The organism is Terrabacter sp. 2RAF25, from assembly GCF_052115265.1.
Lineage (GTDB): Bacteria > Actinomycetota > Actinomycetes > Actinomycetales > Dermatophilaceae > Terrabacter.
The window spans coordinates 427,029-445,699 of sequence record NZ_JBFRGJ010000001.1 but is presented as its reverse complement, the minus strand read 5'-3'; the positions used below and the strand labels follow the sequence as shown (position 1 = coordinate 445,699).

Below are 18,671 nucleotides of genomic sequence, written 5' to 3'. Positions count from 1 at the left end.
CAGCGTGACCCATCCTGACGGGCAGCTCCGGGCACGTGCCTCGGCCAAGGCCCAGTGCCACGCGGACCTTCTGATCCCCCGGTTCCCCGAGCGGTCCGCGCCCACGACGATCCGGCTCGCCCTCAACGGACGGGCCCACGTGCGGTTCCCCACCACTGCCGCCGCACGTGCCAGATCGTGTGCCGGTGATCTCTGCCTGCCAGGTGCTCCCGGCCACGTCGCTCACCTCCTGCTCCATCGTGCGACCCCGCGGGTGACCCTGCACAGGTGCTTCCGGCCTGTCCGAGTCGGGACCTTCGGCCCGATCCGGTGCGACCTTCGTCCGTGTCGTCGGCACCCGCCCCCGGCGCACGATCGTGGTGGCGTCCACGCCCGGCGCCTCACACCGACCGGGAGAGCCCATGTGCACCGTCCTCATCACCTACTCGACCCCGCCCGCGCCTCCCGCTCCAGGAGCGGAGCCCCGCGCGGAGGTGGGCGCAGGCGCCGACGGCCGAGACACCGCCGACTCCACTGGTGCCGCCTCCGTGCAGCTCATGGTCGCGGGCATCGACGAGGCCATCGCCGAGACGATCGCGACTGAGCTGGCCCGGGCCGGCCACCGCGTGACCTGCCGGCCGTGCGTGGCGACGCCGACGACCGAACGGGGCTTCGACCTCGTCGTGGTGGTGGACCACCTGCACGTCACCCACCACAGCGACACCGTGCTGCCGCAGGAGTCCAGCGCACCTGACGGCACCGTGCCGTATGCCGCCGGGCTCACCGGTGACGACGCCACCCCACGCGTACGGGAGCTCGAGCCCGACCTGCGCGCCCCGACCCCTGCGACAGGTGAGGCGACCATCCCGATGACGTGGTGCGCCGACTTCCGAGCCGTGGAGGCCTGGGGTCAGAGCATCGCCGACCACCTGGTCCGCTTCCTCGAGCTGCGGTCGGAGGTGGTGCGCATCCGCTCGGAGCTGGTGCGCTGCAGGGCCCTGCTCAAGGCCGTCACCCCGGAGCCGCGGACGGCCTCGGCCGTCGAGCTCGGCCGCCCGGTCGGCACCGGCCGACCGCTGCACACCGGCGAGCGCCGTGTCGCCGCCGGCCAGACCCGGAAGGAGCTGAGGTGAGCATGACCCAGCACCAGGTCGCCCAGGGCCGGGGCGAGTTCCCGGCCAGGCGCTCCAGCCGCCGACAGGCCAGCAGCGACCTTTCGCCCGCCGACTGCCAGGCCCTCCTGGAGTCACGAAGCATCGGCCGCATCGGGTGGTCGGCCGGTGACGGCCCGCAGATCTTCCCGATCAGCTACGCGTGCGTCGCCGACCTCATCGTCTTCCGCACCTCACCCTTCGGGGTGCTCTCGGAGCTCGTCCGTCCCGCCCAGGTCGTGTTCGAGGTCGACGAGCTCGACGAGCGGGCCCACTCCGGCTGGAGCGTCATCGCCCGCGGACGCGCCCAGGCCGTGGCGTCGCCGGCGCTGCTCACCCACCTGTGGACGCTCGACGGGGCCGAGCCGTGGGCAGCGGGCACCCGCAACCTCTTCATCGGCATCGAGGTGGCGCGGCTCAGCGGGCGCTCGTTCGGGGCGCACCGCGCGCCCTCGACGGGTCGATGACGCTGCCGTCTGCCGCGGGTGGGGGCGGTCCGTGTGGGCCGGGCGGTGCGGGCCGCGGCAAAGGCGCCCGCCCGGGAGGGGCCGGTCCTAGCCTTGGGGCATGACGTCGGCGCCGCCGGGGACCCCTCGCACGAGCGGGATCACCCGCGCGCTGCGCTCGCGGACGATCGGACGCTGATGGTCGAGACCGTCGTGTCGGGGTCCGCCGGCCAGGGCTCCTCCGAGGACCGCCTGCGCGGCCTCCTCGCCGCCAACCGCTCGGTCGTCTCCGAGCTGGCGCTGCCGGCCGTCCTGCGACGCATCGTCGACGCGGCACGGGTCGTCTCCGGCGCGGACTACGCGGCGCTGGGCGTCATCGGCGCCGACGGCCGGCTCGAGCAGTTCGTGCACTCCGGGATGGACCCTGCCACGGTGGAACGGATCGGGCACCTGCCCACCGGCACCGGCGTGCTCGGGGCCGTTATCGACGACGCCGCGCCGATCCGGCTCCACTCCATCGCCGCCGACCCCCGTGCGAGCGGGTTCCCGGACGGTCACCCGCCGATGGGCACCTTCCTCGGCGTCCCGGTGCGGTCGCGCGGTCAGGTCTACGGCAACCTCTACCTCGCCGACCGGTTCGACGGCGCCGACTTCTCCGCCGACGACGAGGACCTCGTCGTCGCCCTGGCCGCGAGTGCCGGCATCGCCATCGAGAACGCCAGGCTCTACGAGGAGTCACGACGCAGGCAGGAGTGGTTGCGCGCCTCGGCCGAGATCAGCCGCGACCTGCTGCGTCCCGGTCTCGGCGAGGTGGTGCTCGTGCGCATCGCCGATGCGGTCCTGCGGCTCGCCGATGCCGACACGGTGACCATCGACCTGCCCACCCGTCGCCCGCCGGCAACCGGCGACGGCGCACCCGCCCGGCAGCCGTATGCCGCAGAGCTCGTGGTCGAGGTCGCTCGCGGGGTGGGTGCCGAGGGTCGCGTCGGAACGACGTATGCCGCAGCACCCTCCCTGGCCGGAAGGGCGATGCGGGAGCGTCGGGCCGTGCTCACCGAGCCCGCCGGGCACGGATCCGGCGCTGATCTCGACACCCTCATCGACGCCGAGGTCGAGGCGGAGGTCGAGGCGGAGGTCGACGCCGAGGTCGACGCCGACGGCCCGGCGATGGCGTGCCCGCTCGTGGGCGACGCGGGCGTTCGGGGAGTGGTCGTCGTGACCCGAGGTCCCGGGCGGCCGCCGTTCAGCCCGGCGGACGTCGAAATGGCCGAGCAGCTCGCGACGCACGCCGCCGTGGCTCTCGAGCTCGCCGACCGCCGTGCCGACGAGGAGCGCGTCGCCGTGCTCGAGGACCGACACCGGATCGCCCGAGACCTGCACGACCACGTCATCCAGCGCATCTTCGCAACGGGTCTGACGCTCGACTCGGTCGCCGAGCACGCGCACGGGTCCCTTTCGGACGACGAACCCGACGGACAGGACGTGCGCGAGATCCTGAGCCGCGCCGTCGAGGACCTGGACGAGACCATCCGGCAGATCCGGGCGTCCATCTTCGAGCTCCAGGAACCGACCGGCGTCACCGGGTCACGGACCCGACTGCGGGAGGTCGTGACGGCCACCTCGGCACCGCTGGGCTTCGAGCCGGCGCTGCGCCTCGACGGCCCGGTCGCCAGCGTGCTCGACGCCTCCCTGCTGCACGACGTGACCGCGGTGCTGCGCGAGGCCCTCACCAACGTCGTGAGGCATGCTCGGGCACATGCGGTCGATGTTCGGGTGTCGGTGACCGGCCCGATGTTCTGCGTCGAGGTCACCGACGACGGTCCGTGCGGACGAGGAGGAGCAGCGGCCGGCGCCGCCGTGGTGCCCGAGCATGCCGGGTCTGCGACGCCCGTCAGGCCGGAGCCCGGACACCGCGGCCTCGCCAACCTCGCCAGCCGTGCCGAGGCCCGCGGCGGCCACTGCTCCCTGCGATCGGACGAGAGGACGACGGTGCTGACATGGACGGCGCGACTGGACCGGTGACGAAGCAGCCTGCAGGGCAGGGAGCCGCCGGCTCCGAGCCCGTGACCGTCTTCCTCCTCGACGACCACGAGATCGTGCGACGCGGGCTCGTCGACCTGCTCGAGTCGCACCGCGGCTTCCGTGTCGTCGGCGAGGCGGGAACCGCGGCCGAGGCGCTGCGCCGCATCCCGACGCTCGCCCCGGACGTCGCCCTGCTCGATGCGCGCCTTCCCGACGGCAGCGGCATCGACGTGTGCCGCGACGTGCAGGTCAGCAGCCCCGGCACGCGCTGCCTCATCCTCACGTCGTACGACGACGACGACGCACTCTTCGCCGCCGTCATGGCCGGCGCCTCCGGCTACCTGCTCAAGCAGATCCGGGGCACCTCCCTCACCGAGGCGGTGGCCCACGTCGCGGCGGGCCACTCCCTCATCGACCCTGCCCTCGTCGAGCGGCTCCTCGACCGTCTCCGCCGCCCGGAGACCGACCCCGGCGCGTCTGGGGGGTCGGGGAACGGGCCACGGACCGGGCTACCGCCGGGCGCCTCACCGCTCACCGACCGCGAGCAGGAGATCCTGACGCTCATCGCGGAGGGACTGACCAACCGGCAGATCGGCGAGCGGCTCTACCTGGCCGAGAAGACGGTGAAGAACTACGTCTCCGGTCTGCTGGCCAAGCTCGGCTTCGAGCGACGCACCCAGGCCGCGGTGTACGGCGCGCAGCACCGCGACGACGCGCCCGGGCGCTGACCCACCGGCCCTGGTGCCCGGTCGCAGGCGCTCCGATCCGGTGCCGCCACCTGCATCGGCACCGGCGGTGAGGTCACCGCCCTGTAACAATCCTTGGCGTGCCGCGATGGAGGAGGTGAGGCGGCACCCGATCCCCCGAGCGGGTGCCGCCTCGTGCTGCGCCCGGACACGCCCGCGAAGCCGACCGGGTCGCTCGTCCCTAGTGGCCACCGACGAGCCTCGGCCCCTTAGGCTGGATACTCACCTGTTGCGGTCGAGACATGGCCGGGCAGCAGGGGATGTCGTAGGAGTCAGCAGATGGAGCCACACGAGGCAGCCGACGGGGCCCGCGGGTCCGCAGTCGGCGCCGGGCCCGATGTGGGAGGCGCGTCGCCCGCCGTGAGGCGCACCGCCACGGGCGGAGGGGCCGACCTGACCGCGCACGTCGACGCTGTCTTCACCGCGTCACCCGGGGCGTCCAGACTCACGCCCGTCGAGGCGTACCTCCTCGAGGCCCTCGACCGGCTCGACACGGCCGAGACGAAGGCCACCCAGCTCGAGGCCGCGCTCGCGCACAGCCGCGAGATCGGCGCCGCCGTCGGCGTGCTCATGGCCCTGCGCAAGCTGAGCCGCGAGCAGGCCTTCGACCTGTTGCGTCGCGCGAGCATGGCCCAGAACGTCAAGGTGCACGTCCTGGCCGCACGCGTCGTCGAGACCGGGTCCACCGACGTCGGCTGACGTGTCCGAACGCGGTGGTGGATCAGCCCAGGGTGTCCCCCAGACCTCGGCGCGCACGGCGGTCAGAGGGCTTCGAGCACGAAGCCGTCGGCGTACGGCAGCGGCCGGCTGATGTCGGCCACGCGCAGGTCGACGTCCTCATCCAGCCGCTCGCGCGCCAGCTCGAGCATGGCCGGGCTGGAGTCGAATCCCGACACGTCTGCACCTGCGGCCCGGAGCTCTCCGGTCAGGGGCCCGGACCCGCAGCCGGCGTCGAGCACCCTACGCCGCGGACGTCTCCGGCGAGCCTGACCAGCGCCGGCTGGTTGTAGTGGGCGTTGAACAGGCCCGACTCGTTCTGCCTCGCGTAGCTCCGGGCGACGCTGTCGTAGTGGTCGGCCCTCATCACGTCCTCGCTCCTGTGCACTGCCCCCCGGGCGGGAGCGACCCGTGCCAGCGTTCCACCCTTCGAGCCTTCCCGCCGACCCGGACCCGCGCCGGCGGCGGTCATGCCGGAACACGTGTTCAGGCAGCGAGGGCGAGTTCCAGGGCGCGTTCAAGCGGACTGGGGCGGTCTGGCTCGACAGGTTCGAGCCCACATTGGTGTTCGTCGGGCAGCAGCAGTCCGGGGAGCAGGGGCGGTGCGTGCGAGGTGTAGCTGTGCCCGGTCGGTGTCATCGTCAACACGGTGTGGACCAGACCGTGCGTGGCGCCGGGCTGGCTGGTCGGGTCGGGCACCGCGGTCACGGCGGTGAAGCCGGGGAGCTGTTTGGTGAGGTTGCAACGCACGCACAGGCCCTGCCCGTTGCTCTCAGTGGTGGGCCCGTCGTCGGCGTGGCCACGGACGTGGTCGACGTGCCGGGCCGGGGCGTCGCACCACGGGGTGCGGCAGGTGCCGGCGTCGCGGGTCAACAGGTAGCGGCGCGGCCCGCCCGCGAAGGTGCGCCGGTGCGAGTCCATCGCCACCAGGGCCCCGGTGCCGGGGTGGGTGTACAGCCGCCGCAACCACACCCGCGCCGCAGCACCCTGCTCGTCGGCCTCCTCGCTGGTCTCCTCGTCGGTGGGGGGTGAGCAGGTCGCGCGCCCAGCTGGCGGGGACGGTGCCGTAGCCGACCAGCTGCGCCGGGGTGTCGTCGCGGGCGAGCAGGGACCGGTCGGTCATCACGACCTGCACCTCGACCGGGACCGCGCCGGCCGAGGCCTGCCCGGTGAGCCGGGAGACCAAGGTGTCGGCCATCACTTGCCTCTTGCCGCGCGGGTCACCCGCGGACCGGGCCGTGTCGGCCGCGACGGTCAACATGGCGTGCGCGGCCACGGCCTGCGCCACCGGCAGCAACGCGGTCAGGTACGCCATCGTGTCGGGCGCCGGCCGGATCGTGACCCGCCGCTCGGCCTCGGCCCGCATCGATGCGGCCACCACACTGGCCGCATCGATGCGGTAGGCGACCGCCCGGACCTGTTGGGACAGCTCCCGATCCCCCCACCCCGCCACCACGTCACGCCCGGCGCCGAAGATCTCGGCGTCCACCAGGGTGCGCTGCTCGCTGGTCAAGGTCGCGGTCTCACGGACGATGATCTGCGCGCGCCACTCACTGACCTCGCCTGCGGTCAGCGCCGCCAACGTGTGCGGCAGCTCCCGGGTGAGCGCCACCGCGAGCCGGACATGGCCCGCGCCCTGCACCGGCGACTCGCGCCGCGCCAACGCGACCTGCGCCGCCACGCCGCTCATGCCCGACCGAGGCCACCGCGATGTTCGACCGGGGGTGTCTTCCGCCCGGGGCCGGTCGTTGAACGAGGCCGCTCGAGCCTGCTCCCGCGCTGCCCGCCACCCCCTCGAAGTCCCCGACGTCGGAGCACTCCCGCGCCCGCTGCCGCCACGCCTGCGCCACGTCCTGCTGCGAGTCGACGAAGGCCGCCGTCACCCGCGCCTGCGCCGCCGACACGGCACCCTTCAGGCGCTCGAGCACCGCCAGCTGGTCGACCCGCACCTGATCCGACGGGTCACTGCCGTGCTGGACCGAGCCGACCCGCGACAGCGCGGACACCAGAGCCTCCAGCTCTGCCGTCGCCACCACCGCCGAATCGATCATGTGTTCGACTCTAGGTGGCACCGCCGACAGCCATCAGCGTTCTCCACAGCCCTCAGCCGAGCGAGTCATGCTCGCTGGGAAGTGGTCGGGCTACCGGGTGTCACATCTCTTCATGGGTGTCGGGGTCGCCGCCGAAGAGCCGCCCGTCCTCACGCCCGAGCGCCGAGATCGCCGCCATCTCGGCAGCGTCGAGCTCGAAGCCGAAGACGTCGAGGTTGGCCCGCTGGCGCTCCGGATCGGCCGACTTGGGCAGCGGCAGCGCGCCCAGCTGGACCTGCCACCGGAGAATGGCCTGGGCCGGACTCACCCCGTGGGCCTCGGCGGCCGCCGCGACGGGGTCGGCGCCGAAGGGCGCGTTGCGCTTGCCGAGCGGGCTCCAGCTCTCGGTGCGGATCCCGAGCCGCTCGTGCACCGCCCGCAGCTGCTCCTGCGGGAAGAGCGGGTGGAGCTCCACCTGGTTGACGACGGGCACGACACCGGTGGCGTCGATGATCTCGGTCAGGTGCTTCTCGGTGAAGTTGCTGACGCCGACCGAGCGCACGAGCCCACGCTCGCGGCACTCCACGAGGGCGCGGAAGGCGTCGACGTAGAGCCCGACGCTGGGGTTGGGCCAGTGGATGAGGGCGACGTCGAGCTGCTCGATACCGAGCCGCTCGAGGGTGCCCTCGACGGAGGCGACGGCCTTGTCGAACGCGTGGTCGCGGCCCGGCACCTTGCTCTGCACGACCAGCTGGTCACGGGAGATGCCCGACCGCCGGATGGCCTCGCCGACCTCGGTCTCGTTGCCGTAGTTGACGGCCGTGTCGAGCAGCCGGTAGCCGCCCTCCACCGCCGACACCATCGCGCGTATGCCGTCCTCACCCGTGAGCGGGTAGGTGCCGAAGCCGATGGCCGGGATCGTCGTGCCGTCGTTGAGGGTGTGGGTGGGGACCGTCGTCATGTCGCCAACCTACGGCCGCCGTCGGCTCTGCGCGAGGGACGTCCCACACCGCCGGGCCCGGGTCGGTCGCCCCCAGCACGCCTGTCACCGGCGACCGATCTCACGCATCGGGGCCGATTGGGACGACGCCGACTGATTGAATAAGGTAAGGCGAACCTAAGCGAACCACGTCGGCCGTCGACGCGACCGACACCCCGAGACCGGGCGTCCGTGTCGACGCCGCCCCGCGCGCCGCCGGTCCCGGCAACCCGATGGAGGACCCGTGACCACCCGACGCAACGTGATCGTCGCCGGACTGAGCGCCGCCGCCGTGCTGGCCCTCTCCGCGTGCGGCAGCAGCCTCGAGGCGGGCGCCGAGCTCGACCCCGGCAAGCTGACGATCTACAGTGCCCAGCACGAGAACCTCACCGACGCCTGGGCCAAGGCGTTCCAGGAGAAGACCGGCACGCAGGTCCAGATCCGCTACGGCGGCGACTCGGCGATGGCGGCCCAGCTCGTCCAGGAGGGCACCCGGTCCCCCGCCGACGTCTTCCTCACCGAGAACTCCCCGGCGATGACGACCGTGCAGAACGCCAACCTGCTCGCGCCGGTCACCCCGGCGACGCTCGCCCAGGTCGGCAAGGACTACGCCCCGTCCACGGGCAAGTGGGTCGGCATCGCCGCCCGCTCGACGGTGCTCGTCTACAACCCGAGCAAGATCTCCGAGGCGGAGCTCCCGACGTCGATCATGGACCTCCAGAAGCCGGAGTGGTCGGGTCGCTGGGGCGCCGCTGCCGGCGGCGCGGACTTCCAGGCGATCGTTTCGGCCATCGCCGCGCTCGAGGGCAAGGACAAGACCGCGGCCTGGCTCAAGGGCCTCAAGGACGGCGCCAAGATCTACAACAACAACATCGCCGTCATGAAGGCCGTCAACGCCGGCGAGGTGCCGGTCGGGATCATGTACCACTACTACTGGTACCGCGACCAGGCGCTCAGCAAGGACGGCAGCGGCAACACCAAGCTGCACTACTTCAAGAACCAGGACCCCGGCGCGTTCGTCAGCCTCTCGGGCGGGGGCGTGCTCGGCTCGAGCAAGCACGCGGCCGATGCGCAGAAGTTCCTCGCGTTCGTCACGAGCAAGGAGGGGCAGGGCATCCTCGCCTCGAGCGACGCCAAGGAGTACGCCGTCGGCGCGGGTGTCGAGTCCGACCCGGCGCTGCCCAAGCTCGCCTCGCTCGAGGCACCGCCGGTCGACCCCTACACGCTCAACGGTCCCGAGGTCATCACCCTGATGACCGCGGCGGGCATCCTCTGACGTGACGGTCCCCGTGCTCGGACGCATCTCCACCGGCTCGCCCGGTCGCCGCTGGCGACCGGGCTCCGTGGCGTCCCGACTCGTGGCGGGCCTCGTCGCGCTCGTCTGCTGCACCCCGCTCGTCGTCATCGTCACCAAGGCGCTCGCCGTCGGTCCCGAGCGGGCCGGGCAGCTGCTCTGGCGCCCTCGGGTGGGCGAGCTGCTCGGCAACACCCTCTCGCTCGTCGTGCTGACGGTGTCGATCACCGTCGTGCTCGGGGTTGCCGCGGCCTGGCTCGTGGAGCGCACCGACCTTCCGCTCGCCGGCCTGTGGCGGGTGGTGCTCGTGTGCCCCCTCGCCGTCCCGGCGTTCGTCAACGCGTACGCGTGGGTGTCGATCCGCCCCGACCTCAACGGGCTGACGGGCGCCGTCCTCGTCACGTCGCTGTCGTACTTCCCGTTCGTCTTCCTGCCGGTGGCCGCGGTGCTGCGCGGTCTGGACCGCAGCCTCGAGGACACCGCCCGCTCGCTCGGGCTCGGCCCCTGGCGGACGTTCCTGCGCGCGACGCTCCCCCAGCTGCGCCCGGCCCTGATGGGCGGCGCCCTGCTCGTCTCGCTGCACCTGCTCGCCGAGTTCGGCGTGCTGGCCCTCGTGCGCTTCCCGACCTTCACGACCGCGATCCTCGACCAGTACCAGGTGGCCTTCGACGACGCGGCAGGCAGCGTGCTCGCCTCGGCGCTGCTCGCGCTGTGCCTCGCCTTCCTCACCATCGACCTCGTGAGCCGCGGCCGCGTGCGGCACGCCCGCGTCGGTCGGGGCACCCCGCAGCGGCCCGCGCCCGTGCGGCTCGGACGCCTCACCCCCGTGGCGCTGGGTGGCATCGTGCTGCTCATGCTGCTGGCCATCGCCGTGCCGGTCGGCAGCATCGGGCGGTGGCTCGTGATGGGTGCCGACTCCCTCTCTGCCGGCGAGCTCGTCGCACCGGTGTGGAGCACGTTGCGGCTCGCGGCCACTGCTGCGGTGCTGACGACGGTGGCGGCCTTCCCCGTGGCCTGGCTCGTGGTCCGCGCCACCGACCGCCGCGACCGGTGGGTCGCCGTCGTGGTCGAGCGCTCCACCTACCTCGCCTCGTCGCTGCCCGGGGTCGTCGTCGCCCTGGCCCTCGTCGGACTGGCCGTGCGCTACCTGCCGGCCGTCTACCAGACCTCGGTGCTGCTCGTGCTCGCGTACGCCATCCTCTTCGTCCCACGCGCCATGGTGTCCATCCGCGCGGCCCTCGCCCACCTGCCCCCCGAGCTCGGCGACGCGGCACGGGCCCTCGGCGACAACCCGGTGCGGGCCTTCGTGCGGGTGCAGCTGCCCCTCGTGCTGCGAGGCACCCTGGCCGGCTTCGCCCTCGTCTTCATCGCGGTCTCCACGGAGCTGACCGCGACCCTGCTGCTCGCGCCCACGGGCACGCGCACCCTGGCCACGGCCTTCTGGGCCGCGAGCGAGTCGCTCGACTACGCCGCCGCCGCTCCGTATGCCGCCGCCCTCGTCATCCTGTCGGCGCCGGTGACCTACCTGCTCATGCGACGAACGGAGGAGGTGACCGCGACGTGAGCGAGGTCCGCATCACCGATGTCACGGCATCCCACAACGGCCAGCCCGTCCTGCGGGGCATCGACCTGCACGTGCCGGAGGGCTCGACGACCGTCATCCTCGGCCCGTCCGGCTGCGGCAAGACGACCCTGCTGCGGGTCATCGCCGGGTTCCAGGCCCCCGACACCGGCTCGGTCGCCCTCGGCGACGACGTCGTCGTCGGGCCCGGCCTGTGGCGCGCCCCCGAGCGGCGGGGCGTCGGCTACGTCGCGCAGGAGGGCAACCTCTTCCCACACCTCAGCGTGGGCGCCAACGTCGTCTACGGCCTCGACCGCGCGGCCCGTCGCGACACCGCCCGCCTCGACGAGCTGCTGCACCTCGTCGGGCTCGACGCCGCCCTCGCCGCCCGGCGTCCCGACCAGCTCTCGGGTGGCCAGCAGCAGCGCGTGGCCCTCGCCCGCGCCCTGGCCCGCCGGCCCAAGGTGCTGCTGCTCGACGAGCCGTTCTCGTCGCTCGACGCGGCGCTGCGCACGTCGACCCGCGAGGCTGTCGCCGAGGTGCTGCGCCGCGAAGGGGTCACGGCGATCCTCGTCACCCACGACCAGTCCGAGGCGCTGTCGATGGCCGACCAGGTCGCGATCATGCACGACGGGCACTTCTCACAGGTCGGCTCACCCGCCGACGTCTACGACCGTCCGGCCGACACGCGGTCGGCCGGGTTCCTCGGCGACGCCGTGACGCTCGCCGGCAGCGCCGCCGCCGGCACGGTCCACCACGCGCTGGGCGTCGTCTCGGTCGAGCACGTGCCCGACGGACCCGTCGACGTGCTGCTGCGCCCCGAGCAGATCGCGCTCGTGGCCCACGGCTCGGGCCGCCCGGCCACCGTGCTCTCCTCGACCTACTTCGGTCACGACGCCCTCGTCGACCTCGACCTGGGTGCCGACGAGCGTGGCGGGGTGGGCTCGGCGGCTCCGGCCGTCGTCAGGGCCCGCGTACGCGGCCAGGACGTGCCGCCCGACGGCACCGTCGTCAGCCTCCAGCTGCACGGCGAGCCGCTCGTCTTCCCCCACGCAGGGAGCCCGCCTGCCGGCTGAGGCACTGGCGCCCGCACCCGCGGCGGGAGGACGATCGAAGGGTGCCGACCCCGGTCTACGAGCACGGCCGACGACCCCCGGTGGACCGGGCGGCGACGAGGGCCGGCCTGCTGGCCTGCCGGGACGACCTCCACCGGCTGCTCGCCGGCGCGTCTCCCGGTCAGCTGCGGGCGGCGAGCAACGGCACGGCCTGGACGAACGAGCAGCTCCTCTTCCACATGGTCTTCGGCTTCCTCGTCGTGCGCCGGCTGCTGCCGCTCGTCCGGTTCCTCGGGCGTCGACCGCGCTGGGTGGGGAGCAGCTTCGCCCGGCTGCTCGACGCTGCACGAGTGCCGTTCCACTGGGTCAACTACGCCGGGTCGTGCGGCGGGGCGCTCGTGTTCGACCGGAAGCGCATGGGCCGCCTGTGCGACCGCACCATCGCCTCCCTCGTCCGCAGCCTGGAGTCGGAGACGGCGCAGCGGCTGGACGAGGGGATGCCGTTCCCGCCGTCCTGGGACCCGTACTTCACGTCCTTCATGACGCTGGCGGAGGTCTACGCCTACCCCGAGCTGCACTACCGACACCATCGGGCCCAGCTGACCCTCCAGGGTGTCGACCTGCCCTGATGCACCCTCGTCGGGCCGGTGCGAACGCCGCCCGGCCCGACGAGGGCGCGCGCGCCTACGCGCGACGCAGCGGCCAGAGGGAGGGCCGCGGGTCGAAGCGCGTGGCGAGCCGTTGCAGGGCAACGGCAGCGAGGAGCAGACCGAAGTCGCGCAGGGCGACGTCGTAGAAGCCGGGGATCAGCAGCAGGTTGACGATGATGCCGGCGAGCCAGGCTGCGACGACGAACGCGCCGAGCCGCGGGTGCAGCAGCACGACGATCCCGGCGACGACCTCGATGACGCCCACGGCATACATGGCCTGGTGGGGGGTGACCGGCAGCGGGTCCGACAACACGGGCGCGAGGTAGCGGTCCCACTGGACCAGCAGGTTGGTGAACTTGTCGAGCCCGAAGACGATCGGCGCGACCGTGAACGCGGTGCGCAGCACGGCATACGCCTGGTACGTCACGTCGCTGCGCACGTCGGATGTCGAGGCCCCTGCGGGGCTGAGGGTCGTGGCCATGCTGACCTCCAAGGTCGGTCTCCCGGTGGTTCCTCCCGCGGGATGCGGCCCGAGACGCAGGCAGCGGTGGGAGGCTTGCACCGTGTTGGCGGCATCAGCAGGCGCAGGTCTTACCGACAGCCCCACCCGACCCGTGGTCGGGCGCGGCCCACGGTGTCAGTGCGGTAAGACGGACGTCCTCGCCGTCAGCAAACGAGGCATGACCATCCAGCAGACCAGCCACACGGTGCCGTGCCGCTCCCCCGGCCCACCGCTCGACGTCGTCGCGTGGCGTCTGTGCCGGCTGCGAGAGGCGGGCTTCCCGGCCTCACTCGCCGAGGCGTTGGCGCACCAGCGGATCGACCTGCACGCCCTGCTCCAGCTCGTCGACGCGGGCTGCCCACCTGAGCTTGCCGCGCGCATCCTCTCCCCCGTCGACGACCCCCGGGCGTCCCGGTGACCGCCCTGAGCCGGGACGACATCCCCTCACCCGGCAGCGGACCGGGCACGACGACCCGCCCGGCCCCGGCGCCGGGCGGGCTCGCCGGGCCCACCCACGTGGAGCCGGTCGACTGGGTCGTGGCGCTGTCGACCCCCGGCCCCGACCAGCAGCACGCCCAGCGCATGCTGCACCAGCTCATGGTCCGTGCGGCGGCCCACCAGGTCTGGCGCATGCGCTCCGCCCTGCCCGACGACCCCGCCTCGGTCGAGGTGATCATCCAGCAGGCCGCCGACGAGGCCATGACCGCCCTGCTGGCCAAGCTGCACACCTTCGAGGGCCGCAGCCGCTTCACCACGTGGGCCTTCAAGTTCGCCATCCTCCAGGCGTCCTCCGACGTGCGCCGTCTCCAGTGGCGTCGCCGCGAGGTCGAGCTGCGCGACCTGGACCTCGGGACGATCCCCGCCGCCGACCACGACGACGCCGAGCACTCCGTCGAGGGCTCCGACCTGGCGAACGCGCTGGCCCGGGCGATGGCGACCGTGCTCACGCCCTACCAACGGCGCATCGCCGTCGCCCTGCTCGTCGACGAGGTGCCGATCGACGTGCTCGCCGAGCGCCTCGGCACCAACCGCGGCGCCCTCTACAAGACCCTGCACGAGGCCCGCCGCCGGCTGCGCGCCGAGCTGACCGTCCGCGGCTACCTGTCCCCCACCGGAGGCGCCCGATGACCGACACCCCACGATCCCGTCCACCGCTGGACCCGACGCTCCCGCCCAGAGCCGTCGACGCCCTGCTCGTCGACACGACGCCGTGGCTCTCGTGCGACGGCTGCTTCGAGCGGATGGACCTCCACGTCGAGGCGCTGCTGGCCGACCCGAACCACCGCGACGACGCCATGGAGCACCACCTGCAGGGGTGCGCGGCGTGTGCCGACGAGGCGCGCTCGCTCCTCGACCTGCTGCGCGCGGGGACCGTCTGAGACCGGTCGCGTATGCCGTCGCGGGCGTCCGCGCGCCGGCCCGACGGCATACGGCTGGGCTCGCAGGCGTCCGGCTCAGCCCTCGGCCCGGTCGAGAGGTCCGGGGCCACCGTGGACGAGCCACCTCAGCTCGCTGCGGTGCTGGAGCCCGAGCTTGCCGAGCGCCGATGAGATGTGCGTCTTGACCGTGGCCGTCCCGATGTCGAGGGCCCGCGCGATGCCGGCGTTGCCCGGGTCGCCCGTGCGGCTCGTGACGAGGGCGACGACGTCGCGCTCGCGGGGCGAGAGCCCCTCGAGGGGGTCGGGTCGCGACTCGGCCCGCCCGTCGACGGAGGCGTGCTGGCCCACCCTCGTGATGATGGCCGCCTGCACCTCGAAGCAGCGCCGGCTCAACGCCGCCAGACGTTCGTCGAGGGCGCCCTCCGACGTGAGCTCCTCGAGGTGGTGGCGCAGCCCGTCGATCTCGACCGCCATGCCGGTCAGCGCCGCCGACGTGCGGTTGACCGCCAGGAGGGCGCCGGCGCGGCCGTCGTCCTCGAGCTCGGGGTAGACGAGGCTGAGGTCGAGGCGTCGCCCCGGGTCGGCCGCCTGCACCCGGTCCAGCACGACACCGGCGAGCCACGTCATCGCGGTGACGACCTCGTCGGTGAACACGGAGGGCGTGTCGCTGAGGGCGCCGATGATGCCGACGAGGCCGTCCTCGCCGATCATCGGGACGACCGCGGCGTCGGCCGACAGCTCGTCGTCACCGAAGCGGACACCGCGGTTGAGCAGCGCGCCGTTGTCGTCGCGGTGGCGGTAGGGCTTGTGCGACGCGGCGATCCAGGCCACGACGCCCCCCGGGCCGTAGGTGAGGCTCCCGGTCTCGAGGTAGCGGCCGTTGCTGAAGAGGTAGGGGTAGGAGATGCGCCGGTCGCGGTCCTTGACCAGCGCGATGTAGAAGTCGTCCACGGGCGCGATGGCCGACACGGCGGCGCGGCAGGCCTCGTAGACGCTGAAGACGTCGCCGCGCTCCACCTCGTGCATCTTCTGGTCCGCGTGGCGCAGCGCCCGGACCACGGCATCGCTGAGCGGCACCGCCCCTCCTCCCGGCGCGAGCACGCCTCGTCAGCCACGGCTCGGCAGCCCCGGAGCCTCCGTCGCGGGCCACGACGGCGTCCCTAGGCTAGCCCGCCGGAGGGCCGATTCTCCCCATTCGCGGAGAACTTCTCCACCGACGGCGGACCCTCTCATTCCGCCAACGGCTGATCCTCCGCCGAGAGCGGATAGGTGATGCTTCTCCTGCCGGTCGATCGGTTCCGCAAGGCCTCGACGCCCGGGTGGAGTGTCACACGGTCGCACCGGGGGGAGCGACCACGGCGTCCGGCGCAGGGGACCTGGCGCCGCCGGTGGGCGGTCCACTCGGCTCGAGCCGCCGCGGTCAGCCCGGCCCCAGGCGTTCGTGGAGGGGCGCAGGGGGCCGGGCCACGGCTTGCCCCCAGCCACCACCGGCCACCACCCCGCGCCACCTCGTGCGCCACCTCGGGCGTTACTTCGGCCCTTCGCCCGCGGTCAGGTGCTGCGAGAGGTAGGCCGCTGCGCCCAGTCGCCCGAGCGCGTCCAACTGCGTCTCGAACCAGTCTGCGTGCTTCTCCTCGTCACGGACCATCTCCTCGAAGACGCTGGCCGTGCCGTGGTCGCCGAGCTCGTGGCACTCCTTGGCCGCCGCGTTGAACTGCGCCACGGCTGCCTTCTCGCTCTCGAGGCCGAGCGCGAGCATCTCCTCGGGCGTCTCGCCGATGTGGATCGCCCCTAGCTTCTGCACGTTGGGGTGGCCGTCGAACATGAGGATGCGGTTGATCAGGTCGTCGGCGTCGCGCATCTCGTCGATGGACAGGTCGTAGAAGACCTTGCCGAGCTTGGGGAAGCCCCAGTTGTCGAGCATGCGGGCATGCAGGAAGTACGTGTTCGTGACCGTCAGCTCGAAGGTCAGGGCGTCGTTGAGGAGCTCAGTGACGCGAGGGCTAGCTGGCTGCACCTTCCACCTCCAGGAATGTGTCTCGCTGGGCCCCCTCATGCTGGCAGATGACCCGCCGCACGGAGAAGACGCACGAGCCACAGTCCTGGCCGGCCCCGGTCGTCTGGCAGACGTACGAGAGGTTGTGGGCTCCCGCTTCGACGGCGCGCACGACGTCGCCGTCGCTCACGGCCGCGCACTGACAGATGATCACGTCGATAAGGTAAGGCTTACCTCAATATCTGTCGAGTTCGGACCGACGGGCGGACACGTCACAGCCACGGGGTCGCCGCCTGCGAGGCGAGGCGCACGGGCGTGTTGGCCGCCCCGAATCCGCGGTAGCCGCCGCGGCGCTCGAGCAGCTCGACGTAGAAGCGACCGGCCACGAGCGGGGTGTAGAGGTGGAAGAGCTCGCCGCCCTGATCGTCCCGGTCGTAGAGCGCACCGAGCCGACGCAGTCGGGCCAGCAGCTCGGGGGCCGGGTCGAGGCGGGCCGCGAGGTCGTCGTAGTAGGCGTCGGGGACGGGCATGAGCGGCGCTCTCGACGCCCTCAGGGCCTCGGCGCGGTCGAGCAGGCCCGTGCACGCGTACGCCAGCTGGTTGACCCCGGTCCACGTCGGCGCCCCGGGTGCCCGCACCGCGATGTTGAGCACGACTCGCAGAGCTCCGTCGTCCGGCTGGAGCACGCGGCTGCGCAGCCGTCCGGCGGGGTCCATGAACTCGCTCACTGGTCCCGGTCGCAGGCCGAGCAGGGTGCGGTGGAAGGAGACCTCGGCATCCGAGCGGTCGGTGTCGATGGCGAAGCCGATGTGGTCGAGGGCGCCCCAGCCGCCGTCGGCGTCCGGAGCGGCGAGCGGCGGCCCGTCCAGATGCACCTCGACGCCGGCCGGGCTGCGGGTGGCCCGCACCCGTCGCCCGTCGTCGGTCGCCTCGACGACCGGCCAGTGCAGCGACTGGGCCCGCGCCGGCAGGTCGGAGTCGGCGTCGGCGCGCACGCCGATCGCCGCGACGTGCGGCCGCTGCGCCGCGGCCGACCTGCGCAGCTCGAGGTCGGAGCGGGCGTCGAGGACGACGACCGCCGCGCCGTTGCGCAGGACGGTGCGGCCCGGGGAGCCGAGGGTGGTTCCGGTGCCTCCACCCCCGTCCGCCGTGAACCCCAGGCTGGTGAAGAAGCCGTGGGTGCGCGAGTCGCCGGGCGCGACCGCGAGCTCGACGACGTCGATGGTGGGCGAGGCCGGCGCCGGTGGCGGATCGAACAGCTCGACGCGCGGACGGCGGGGACGGTCGGTGGCGGCAACGGACGTGCCGGTGCCGGCGGCAGCGCTCTCGTCGGTCTCGTCCCACCGGCGCCGCAGCTGCTCCTCGAGGTGCAGGAGAGAGCGCATCGCGTCGCGCGCCGTGTCGCGGGGGTCGGCCTCGCGCACGATGTCGCTGAAGACCTCGAGGGACAACGGGCCCCGGTAGCCCGCCTCCACGCACGCACCCACGACCCCCTCGACGTCGAGCACGCCCTGGCCGGGGAAGCACCGGTGGTGACGGCTCCACTCGAGGACGTCCATGCTCAGGCCGTGGGCGTCGGCGATCTGCACGAAGGCGATGCGGTCACCGGCGAGGCCCGCCAGCGCCTCCGGGCCGTCGCCGCGAGCCAGCAGGTGGAAGGTGTCGACGGCGACGCCGACGTTGGCGAGGTCGACCTTCTCGACGACACGCCGCGCCTGCCCGAACCGGTTGACGTGCGTGCCCCAGGCCAGCGCCTCGTACGCGAGCGTGAAGCCGTGCTCGGCGGCTACGGTCCCGACCGTGCCGAGCTGCTCGGCGGTGAGGTCGGGGTCGTCGACCGAGGCGGGGTGCACGGCGGAGCAGACGAGGGCCCGGGTCGCACCGAGCCGCTCCATCAGCTCGAACTTGGCCCGTGCGAAGCGCAGCCGGTCGGCGAAGACCTCCGGCGTGAGCCCGACGAGGTCACGCAACGGCTGGAAGAGGTCGATGTCGAGGCCGAGGTCGGAGCACCGCCTCGCGATCTCCTCCGGCCCGAGGGGCGAGGACACGATGTCGGCATCGAAGAGCTCGACGGAGTCGAAGCGCGCGGCGGCGATCGCCTCGAGCTTGACGTCGAGGCTGCCGCTGATGGATACGGTCGCGATTCCCTTGCGCATCAGGGCTC

General features: G+C 73.0%; 21 protein-coding genes and 1 pseudogene. 12 read left to right on the top strand and 10 right to left on the bottom strand.

Annotated features, from left to right (window positions below; translation table 11 throughout):
- Window positions 1-401: 401 nt before the first annotated feature.
- From AB4091_RS02105 to AB4091_RS02085, 5 genes are all read left to right on the top strand, one after another.
- Window positions 402-1,112: a hypothetical protein gene (locus AB4091_RS02105; RefSeq protein WP_442290077.1), complete on the top strand. Its 711-nt coding sequence runs from the start codon at window positions 402-404 to the stop codon at window positions 1,110-1,112.
- A 2-nt stretch (window positions 1,113-1,114) separates the two neighbouring features.
- Complete coding sequence (locus AB4091_RS02100) at window positions 1,115-1,597, top strand: pyridoxamine 5'-phosphate oxidase family protein (protein ID WP_442290295.1); 483 nt, start codon at window positions 1,115-1,117, stop codon at window positions 1,595-1,597.
- 177 nt (window positions 1,598-1,774) lie between these two features.
- On the top strand, window positions 1,775-3,598 hold the full coding sequence (locus AB4091_RS02095) for a GAF domain-containing sensor histidine kinase (RefSeq protein ID WP_442290076.1): 1,824 nt from the start codon (window positions 1,775-1,777) through the stop codon (window positions 3,596-3,598).
- Window positions 3,574-4,326 (top strand): response regulator, encoded by a 753-nt coding sequence (locus AB4091_RS02090; RefSeq protein WP_442290075.1) that lies wholly within the window; start codon window positions 3,574-3,576, stop codon window positions 4,324-4,326. The genes AB4091_RS02095 and AB4091_RS02090 overlap by 25 nt, the downstream gene beginning before the upstream one ends.
- Window positions 4,327-4,623: 297 nt before the next feature.
- The gene (locus tag AB4091_RS02085; RefSeq protein ID WP_442290074.1) at window positions 4,624-5,043 is read left to right on the top strand and encodes an ANTAR domain-containing protein; all 420 of its coding nucleotides are present in this window, start codon (window positions 4,624-4,626) and stop codon (window positions 5,041-5,043) included.
- Window positions 5,044-5,105: 62 nt separating this feature from the next.
- Here AB4091_RS02085 and AB4091_RS02080 read toward each other — a convergent pair whose 3' ends face one another.
- The 5 genes and pseudogenes from AB4091_RS02080 to AB4091_RS02060 form a co-directional block, all read right to left on the bottom strand.
- A complete protein-coding gene (locus AB4091_RS02080; protein ID WP_442290073.1) occupies window positions 5,106-5,303 on the bottom strand; it encodes a class I SAM-dependent methyltransferase in 198 nt (65 codons plus the stop codon).
- Window positions 5,270-5,428 carry a hypothetical protein gene (locus AB4091_RS02075; RefSeq protein ID WP_442290072.1) on the bottom strand — a complete coding sequence of 53 codons (159 nt, stop codon included), beginning with the start codon at window positions 5,426-5,428 and terminating at the stop codon, window positions 5,270-5,272. The genes AB4091_RS02080 and AB4091_RS02075 overlap by 34 nt, the downstream gene beginning before the upstream one ends.
- 119 nt (window positions 5,429-5,547) lie before the next feature.
- Window positions 5,548-5,934, bottom strand: a complete 387-nt coding sequence (locus AB4091_RS02070) for an HNH endonuclease (RefSeq protein ID WP_442290294.1) — start codon at window positions 5,932-5,934, stop codon at window positions 5,548-5,550.
- A pseudogene (locus AB4091_RS02065) lies at window positions 5,834-6,787 on the bottom strand (DUF222 domain-containing protein); the annotation flags it as partial. The gene AB4091_RS02070 and the pseudogene AB4091_RS02065, both read right to left, overlap by 101 nt.
- A gap of 425 nt (window positions 6,788-7,212) precedes the next feature.
- Window positions 7,213-8,052, bottom strand: a complete 840-nt coding sequence (locus AB4091_RS02060; RefSeq protein ID WP_442290071.1) for an aldo/keto reductase — start codon at window positions 8,050-8,052, stop codon at window positions 7,213-7,215.
- 262 nt (window positions 8,053-8,314) lie between these two features.
- On the opposite strand from AB4091_RS02060, the gene AB4091_RS02055 reads away from it, so the two are divergent.
- Genes AB4091_RS02055 through AB4091_RS02040 form a run of 4 tightly spaced genes read left to right on the top strand, consistent with a single transcriptional unit; the run spans window position 8,315 to window position 12,609 of the window.
- Complete coding sequence (locus AB4091_RS02055) at window positions 8,315-9,346, top strand: iron ABC transporter substrate-binding protein (protein WP_442290070.1); 1,032 nt, start codon at window positions 8,315-8,317, stop codon at window positions 9,344-9,346.
- 1 nt (window position 9,347) lies between these two features.
- Complete coding sequence (locus tag AB4091_RS02050; RefSeq protein WP_442290069.1) at window positions 9,348-10,928, top strand: ABC transporter permease; 1,581 nt, start codon at window positions 9,348-9,350, stop codon at window positions 10,926-10,928.
- Entirely contained in the window at window positions 10,925-12,001 is a 1,077-nt protein-coding gene (locus tag AB4091_RS02045; RefSeq protein ID WP_442290068.1) for an ABC transporter ATP-binding protein, read from the top strand. Before AB4091_RS02050 ends, AB4091_RS02045 begins: the two co-directional genes overlap by 4 nt.
- A gap of 41 nt (window positions 12,002-12,042) precedes the next feature.
- The gene (locus tag AB4091_RS02040) at window positions 12,043-12,609 is read left to right on the top strand and encodes a DinB family protein (RefSeq protein WP_442290067.1); all 567 of its coding nucleotides are present in this window, start codon (window positions 12,043-12,045) and stop codon (window positions 12,607-12,609) included.
- Between the two features lie 55 nt (window positions 12,610-12,664).
- On the opposite strand, the gene AB4091_RS02035 is transcribed toward AB4091_RS02040, so the two are convergent.
- Complete coding sequence (locus tag AB4091_RS02035; protein ID WP_442290066.1) at window positions 12,665-13,111, bottom strand: hypothetical protein; 447 nt, start codon at window positions 13,109-13,111, stop codon at window positions 12,665-12,667.
- 199 nt (window positions 13,112-13,310) lie between these two features.
- Between AB4091_RS02035 and AB4091_RS02030 the strand changes: the two genes are divergently transcribed.
- The 3 genes from AB4091_RS02030 to AB4091_RS02020 are packed head-to-tail and all read left to right on the top strand — an operon-like array spanning window position 13,311 to window position 14,511.
- Window positions 13,311-13,550 (top strand): hypothetical protein, encoded by a 240-nt coding sequence (locus tag AB4091_RS02030; RefSeq protein ID WP_442290065.1) that lies wholly within the window; start codon window positions 13,311-13,313, stop codon window positions 13,548-13,550.
- Window positions 13,547-14,260 carry an RNA polymerase sigma factor gene (locus AB4091_RS02025; protein ID WP_442290064.1) on the top strand — a complete coding sequence of 238 codons (714 nt, stop codon included), beginning with the start codon at window positions 13,547-13,549 and terminating at the stop codon, window positions 14,258-14,260. Before AB4091_RS02030 ends, AB4091_RS02025 begins: the two co-directional genes overlap by 4 nt.
- On the top strand, window positions 14,257-14,511 hold the full coding sequence (locus AB4091_RS02020) for a hypothetical protein (RefSeq protein ID WP_442290063.1): 255 nt from the start codon (window positions 14,257-14,259) through the stop codon (window positions 14,509-14,511). The genes AB4091_RS02025 and AB4091_RS02020 overlap by 4 nt, the downstream gene beginning before the upstream one ends.
- Before the next feature lie 75 nt (window positions 14,512-14,586).
- Here the strand turns inward: AB4091_RS02020 and AB4091_RS02015 are convergent, their stop codons facing one another.
- From AB4091_RS02015 to AB4091_RS02000, 4 genes are all read right to left on the bottom strand, one after another.
- Window positions 14,587-15,588, bottom strand: a complete 1,002-nt coding sequence (locus AB4091_RS02015; protein ID WP_442290062.1) for a LuxR C-terminal-related transcriptional regulator — start codon at window positions 15,586-15,588, stop codon at window positions 14,587-14,589.
- Window positions 15,589-16,039: 451 nt separating this feature from the next.
- A complete protein-coding gene (bfr, locus tag AB4091_RS02010; RefSeq protein ID WP_442290061.1) occupies window positions 16,040-16,528 on the bottom strand; it encodes a bacterioferritin in 489 nt (162 codons plus the stop codon).
- A complete protein-coding gene (locus tag AB4091_RS02005; protein ID WP_442290060.1) occupies window positions 16,515-16,721 on the bottom strand; it encodes a (2Fe-2S)-binding protein in 207 nt (68 codons plus the stop codon). The genes bfr and AB4091_RS02005 overlap by 14 nt, the downstream gene beginning before the upstream one ends.
- A 58-nt stretch (window positions 16,722-16,779) precedes the next feature.
- Complete coding sequence (locus tag AB4091_RS02000) at window positions 16,780-18,663, bottom strand: TIM barrel protein (RefSeq protein WP_442290059.1); 1,884 nt, start codon at window positions 18,661-18,663, stop codon at window positions 16,780-16,782.
- Between the last annotated feature and the right edge of the window lie 8 nt (window positions 18,664-18,671).

Excerpts from the sequence above, each read along its gene's own strand:
- AB4091_RS02105 (WP_442290077.1), top strand. The coding sequence starts at position 402 with ATGTGCACCGTCCTCATCACCTACTCGACCCCGCCCGCGCCTCCCGCT.
- AB4091_RS02100 (WP_442290295.1), top strand. The coding sequence starts at position 1,115 with ATGACCCAGCACCAGGTCGCCCAGGGCCGGGGCGAGTTCCCGGCCAGG.
- AB4091_RS02095 (WP_442290076.1), top strand. The coding sequence starts at position 1,775 with ATGGTCGAGACCGTCGTGTCGGGGTCCGCCGGCCAGGGCTCCTCCGAG.
- AB4091_RS02090 (WP_442290075.1), top strand. The coding sequence starts at position 3,574 with ATGGACGGCGCGACTGGACCGGTGACGAAGCAGCCTGCAGGGCAGGGA.
- AB4091_RS02085 (WP_442290074.1), top strand. The coding sequence starts at position 4,624 with ATGGAGCCACACGAGGCAGCCGACGGGGCCCGCGGGTCCGCAGTCGGC.
- AB4091_RS02075 (WP_442290072.1), bottom strand. The coding sequence starts at position 5,428 with ATGAGGGCCGACCACTACGACAGCGTCGCCCGGAGCTACGCGAGGCAG.
- AB4091_RS02060 (WP_442290071.1), bottom strand. The coding sequence starts at position 8,052 with ATGACGACGGTCCCCACCCACACCCTCAACGACGGCACGACGATCCCG.
- AB4091_RS02035 (WP_442290066.1), bottom strand. The coding sequence starts at position 13,111 with ATGGCCACGACCCTCAGCCCCGCAGGGGCCTCGACATCCGACGTGCGC.
- AB4091_RS02030 (WP_442290065.1), top strand. The coding sequence starts at position 13,311 with ATGACCATCCAGCAGACCAGCCACACGGTGCCGTGCCGCTCCCCCGGC.
- AB4091_RS02020 (WP_442290063.1), top strand. The coding sequence starts at position 14,257 with ATGACCGACACCCCACGATCCCGTCCACCGCTGGACCCGACGCTCCCG.
- AB4091_RS02000 (WP_442290059.1), bottom strand. The coding sequence starts at position 18,663 with ATGCGCAAGGGAATCGCGACCGTATCCATCAGCGGCAGCCTCGACGTC.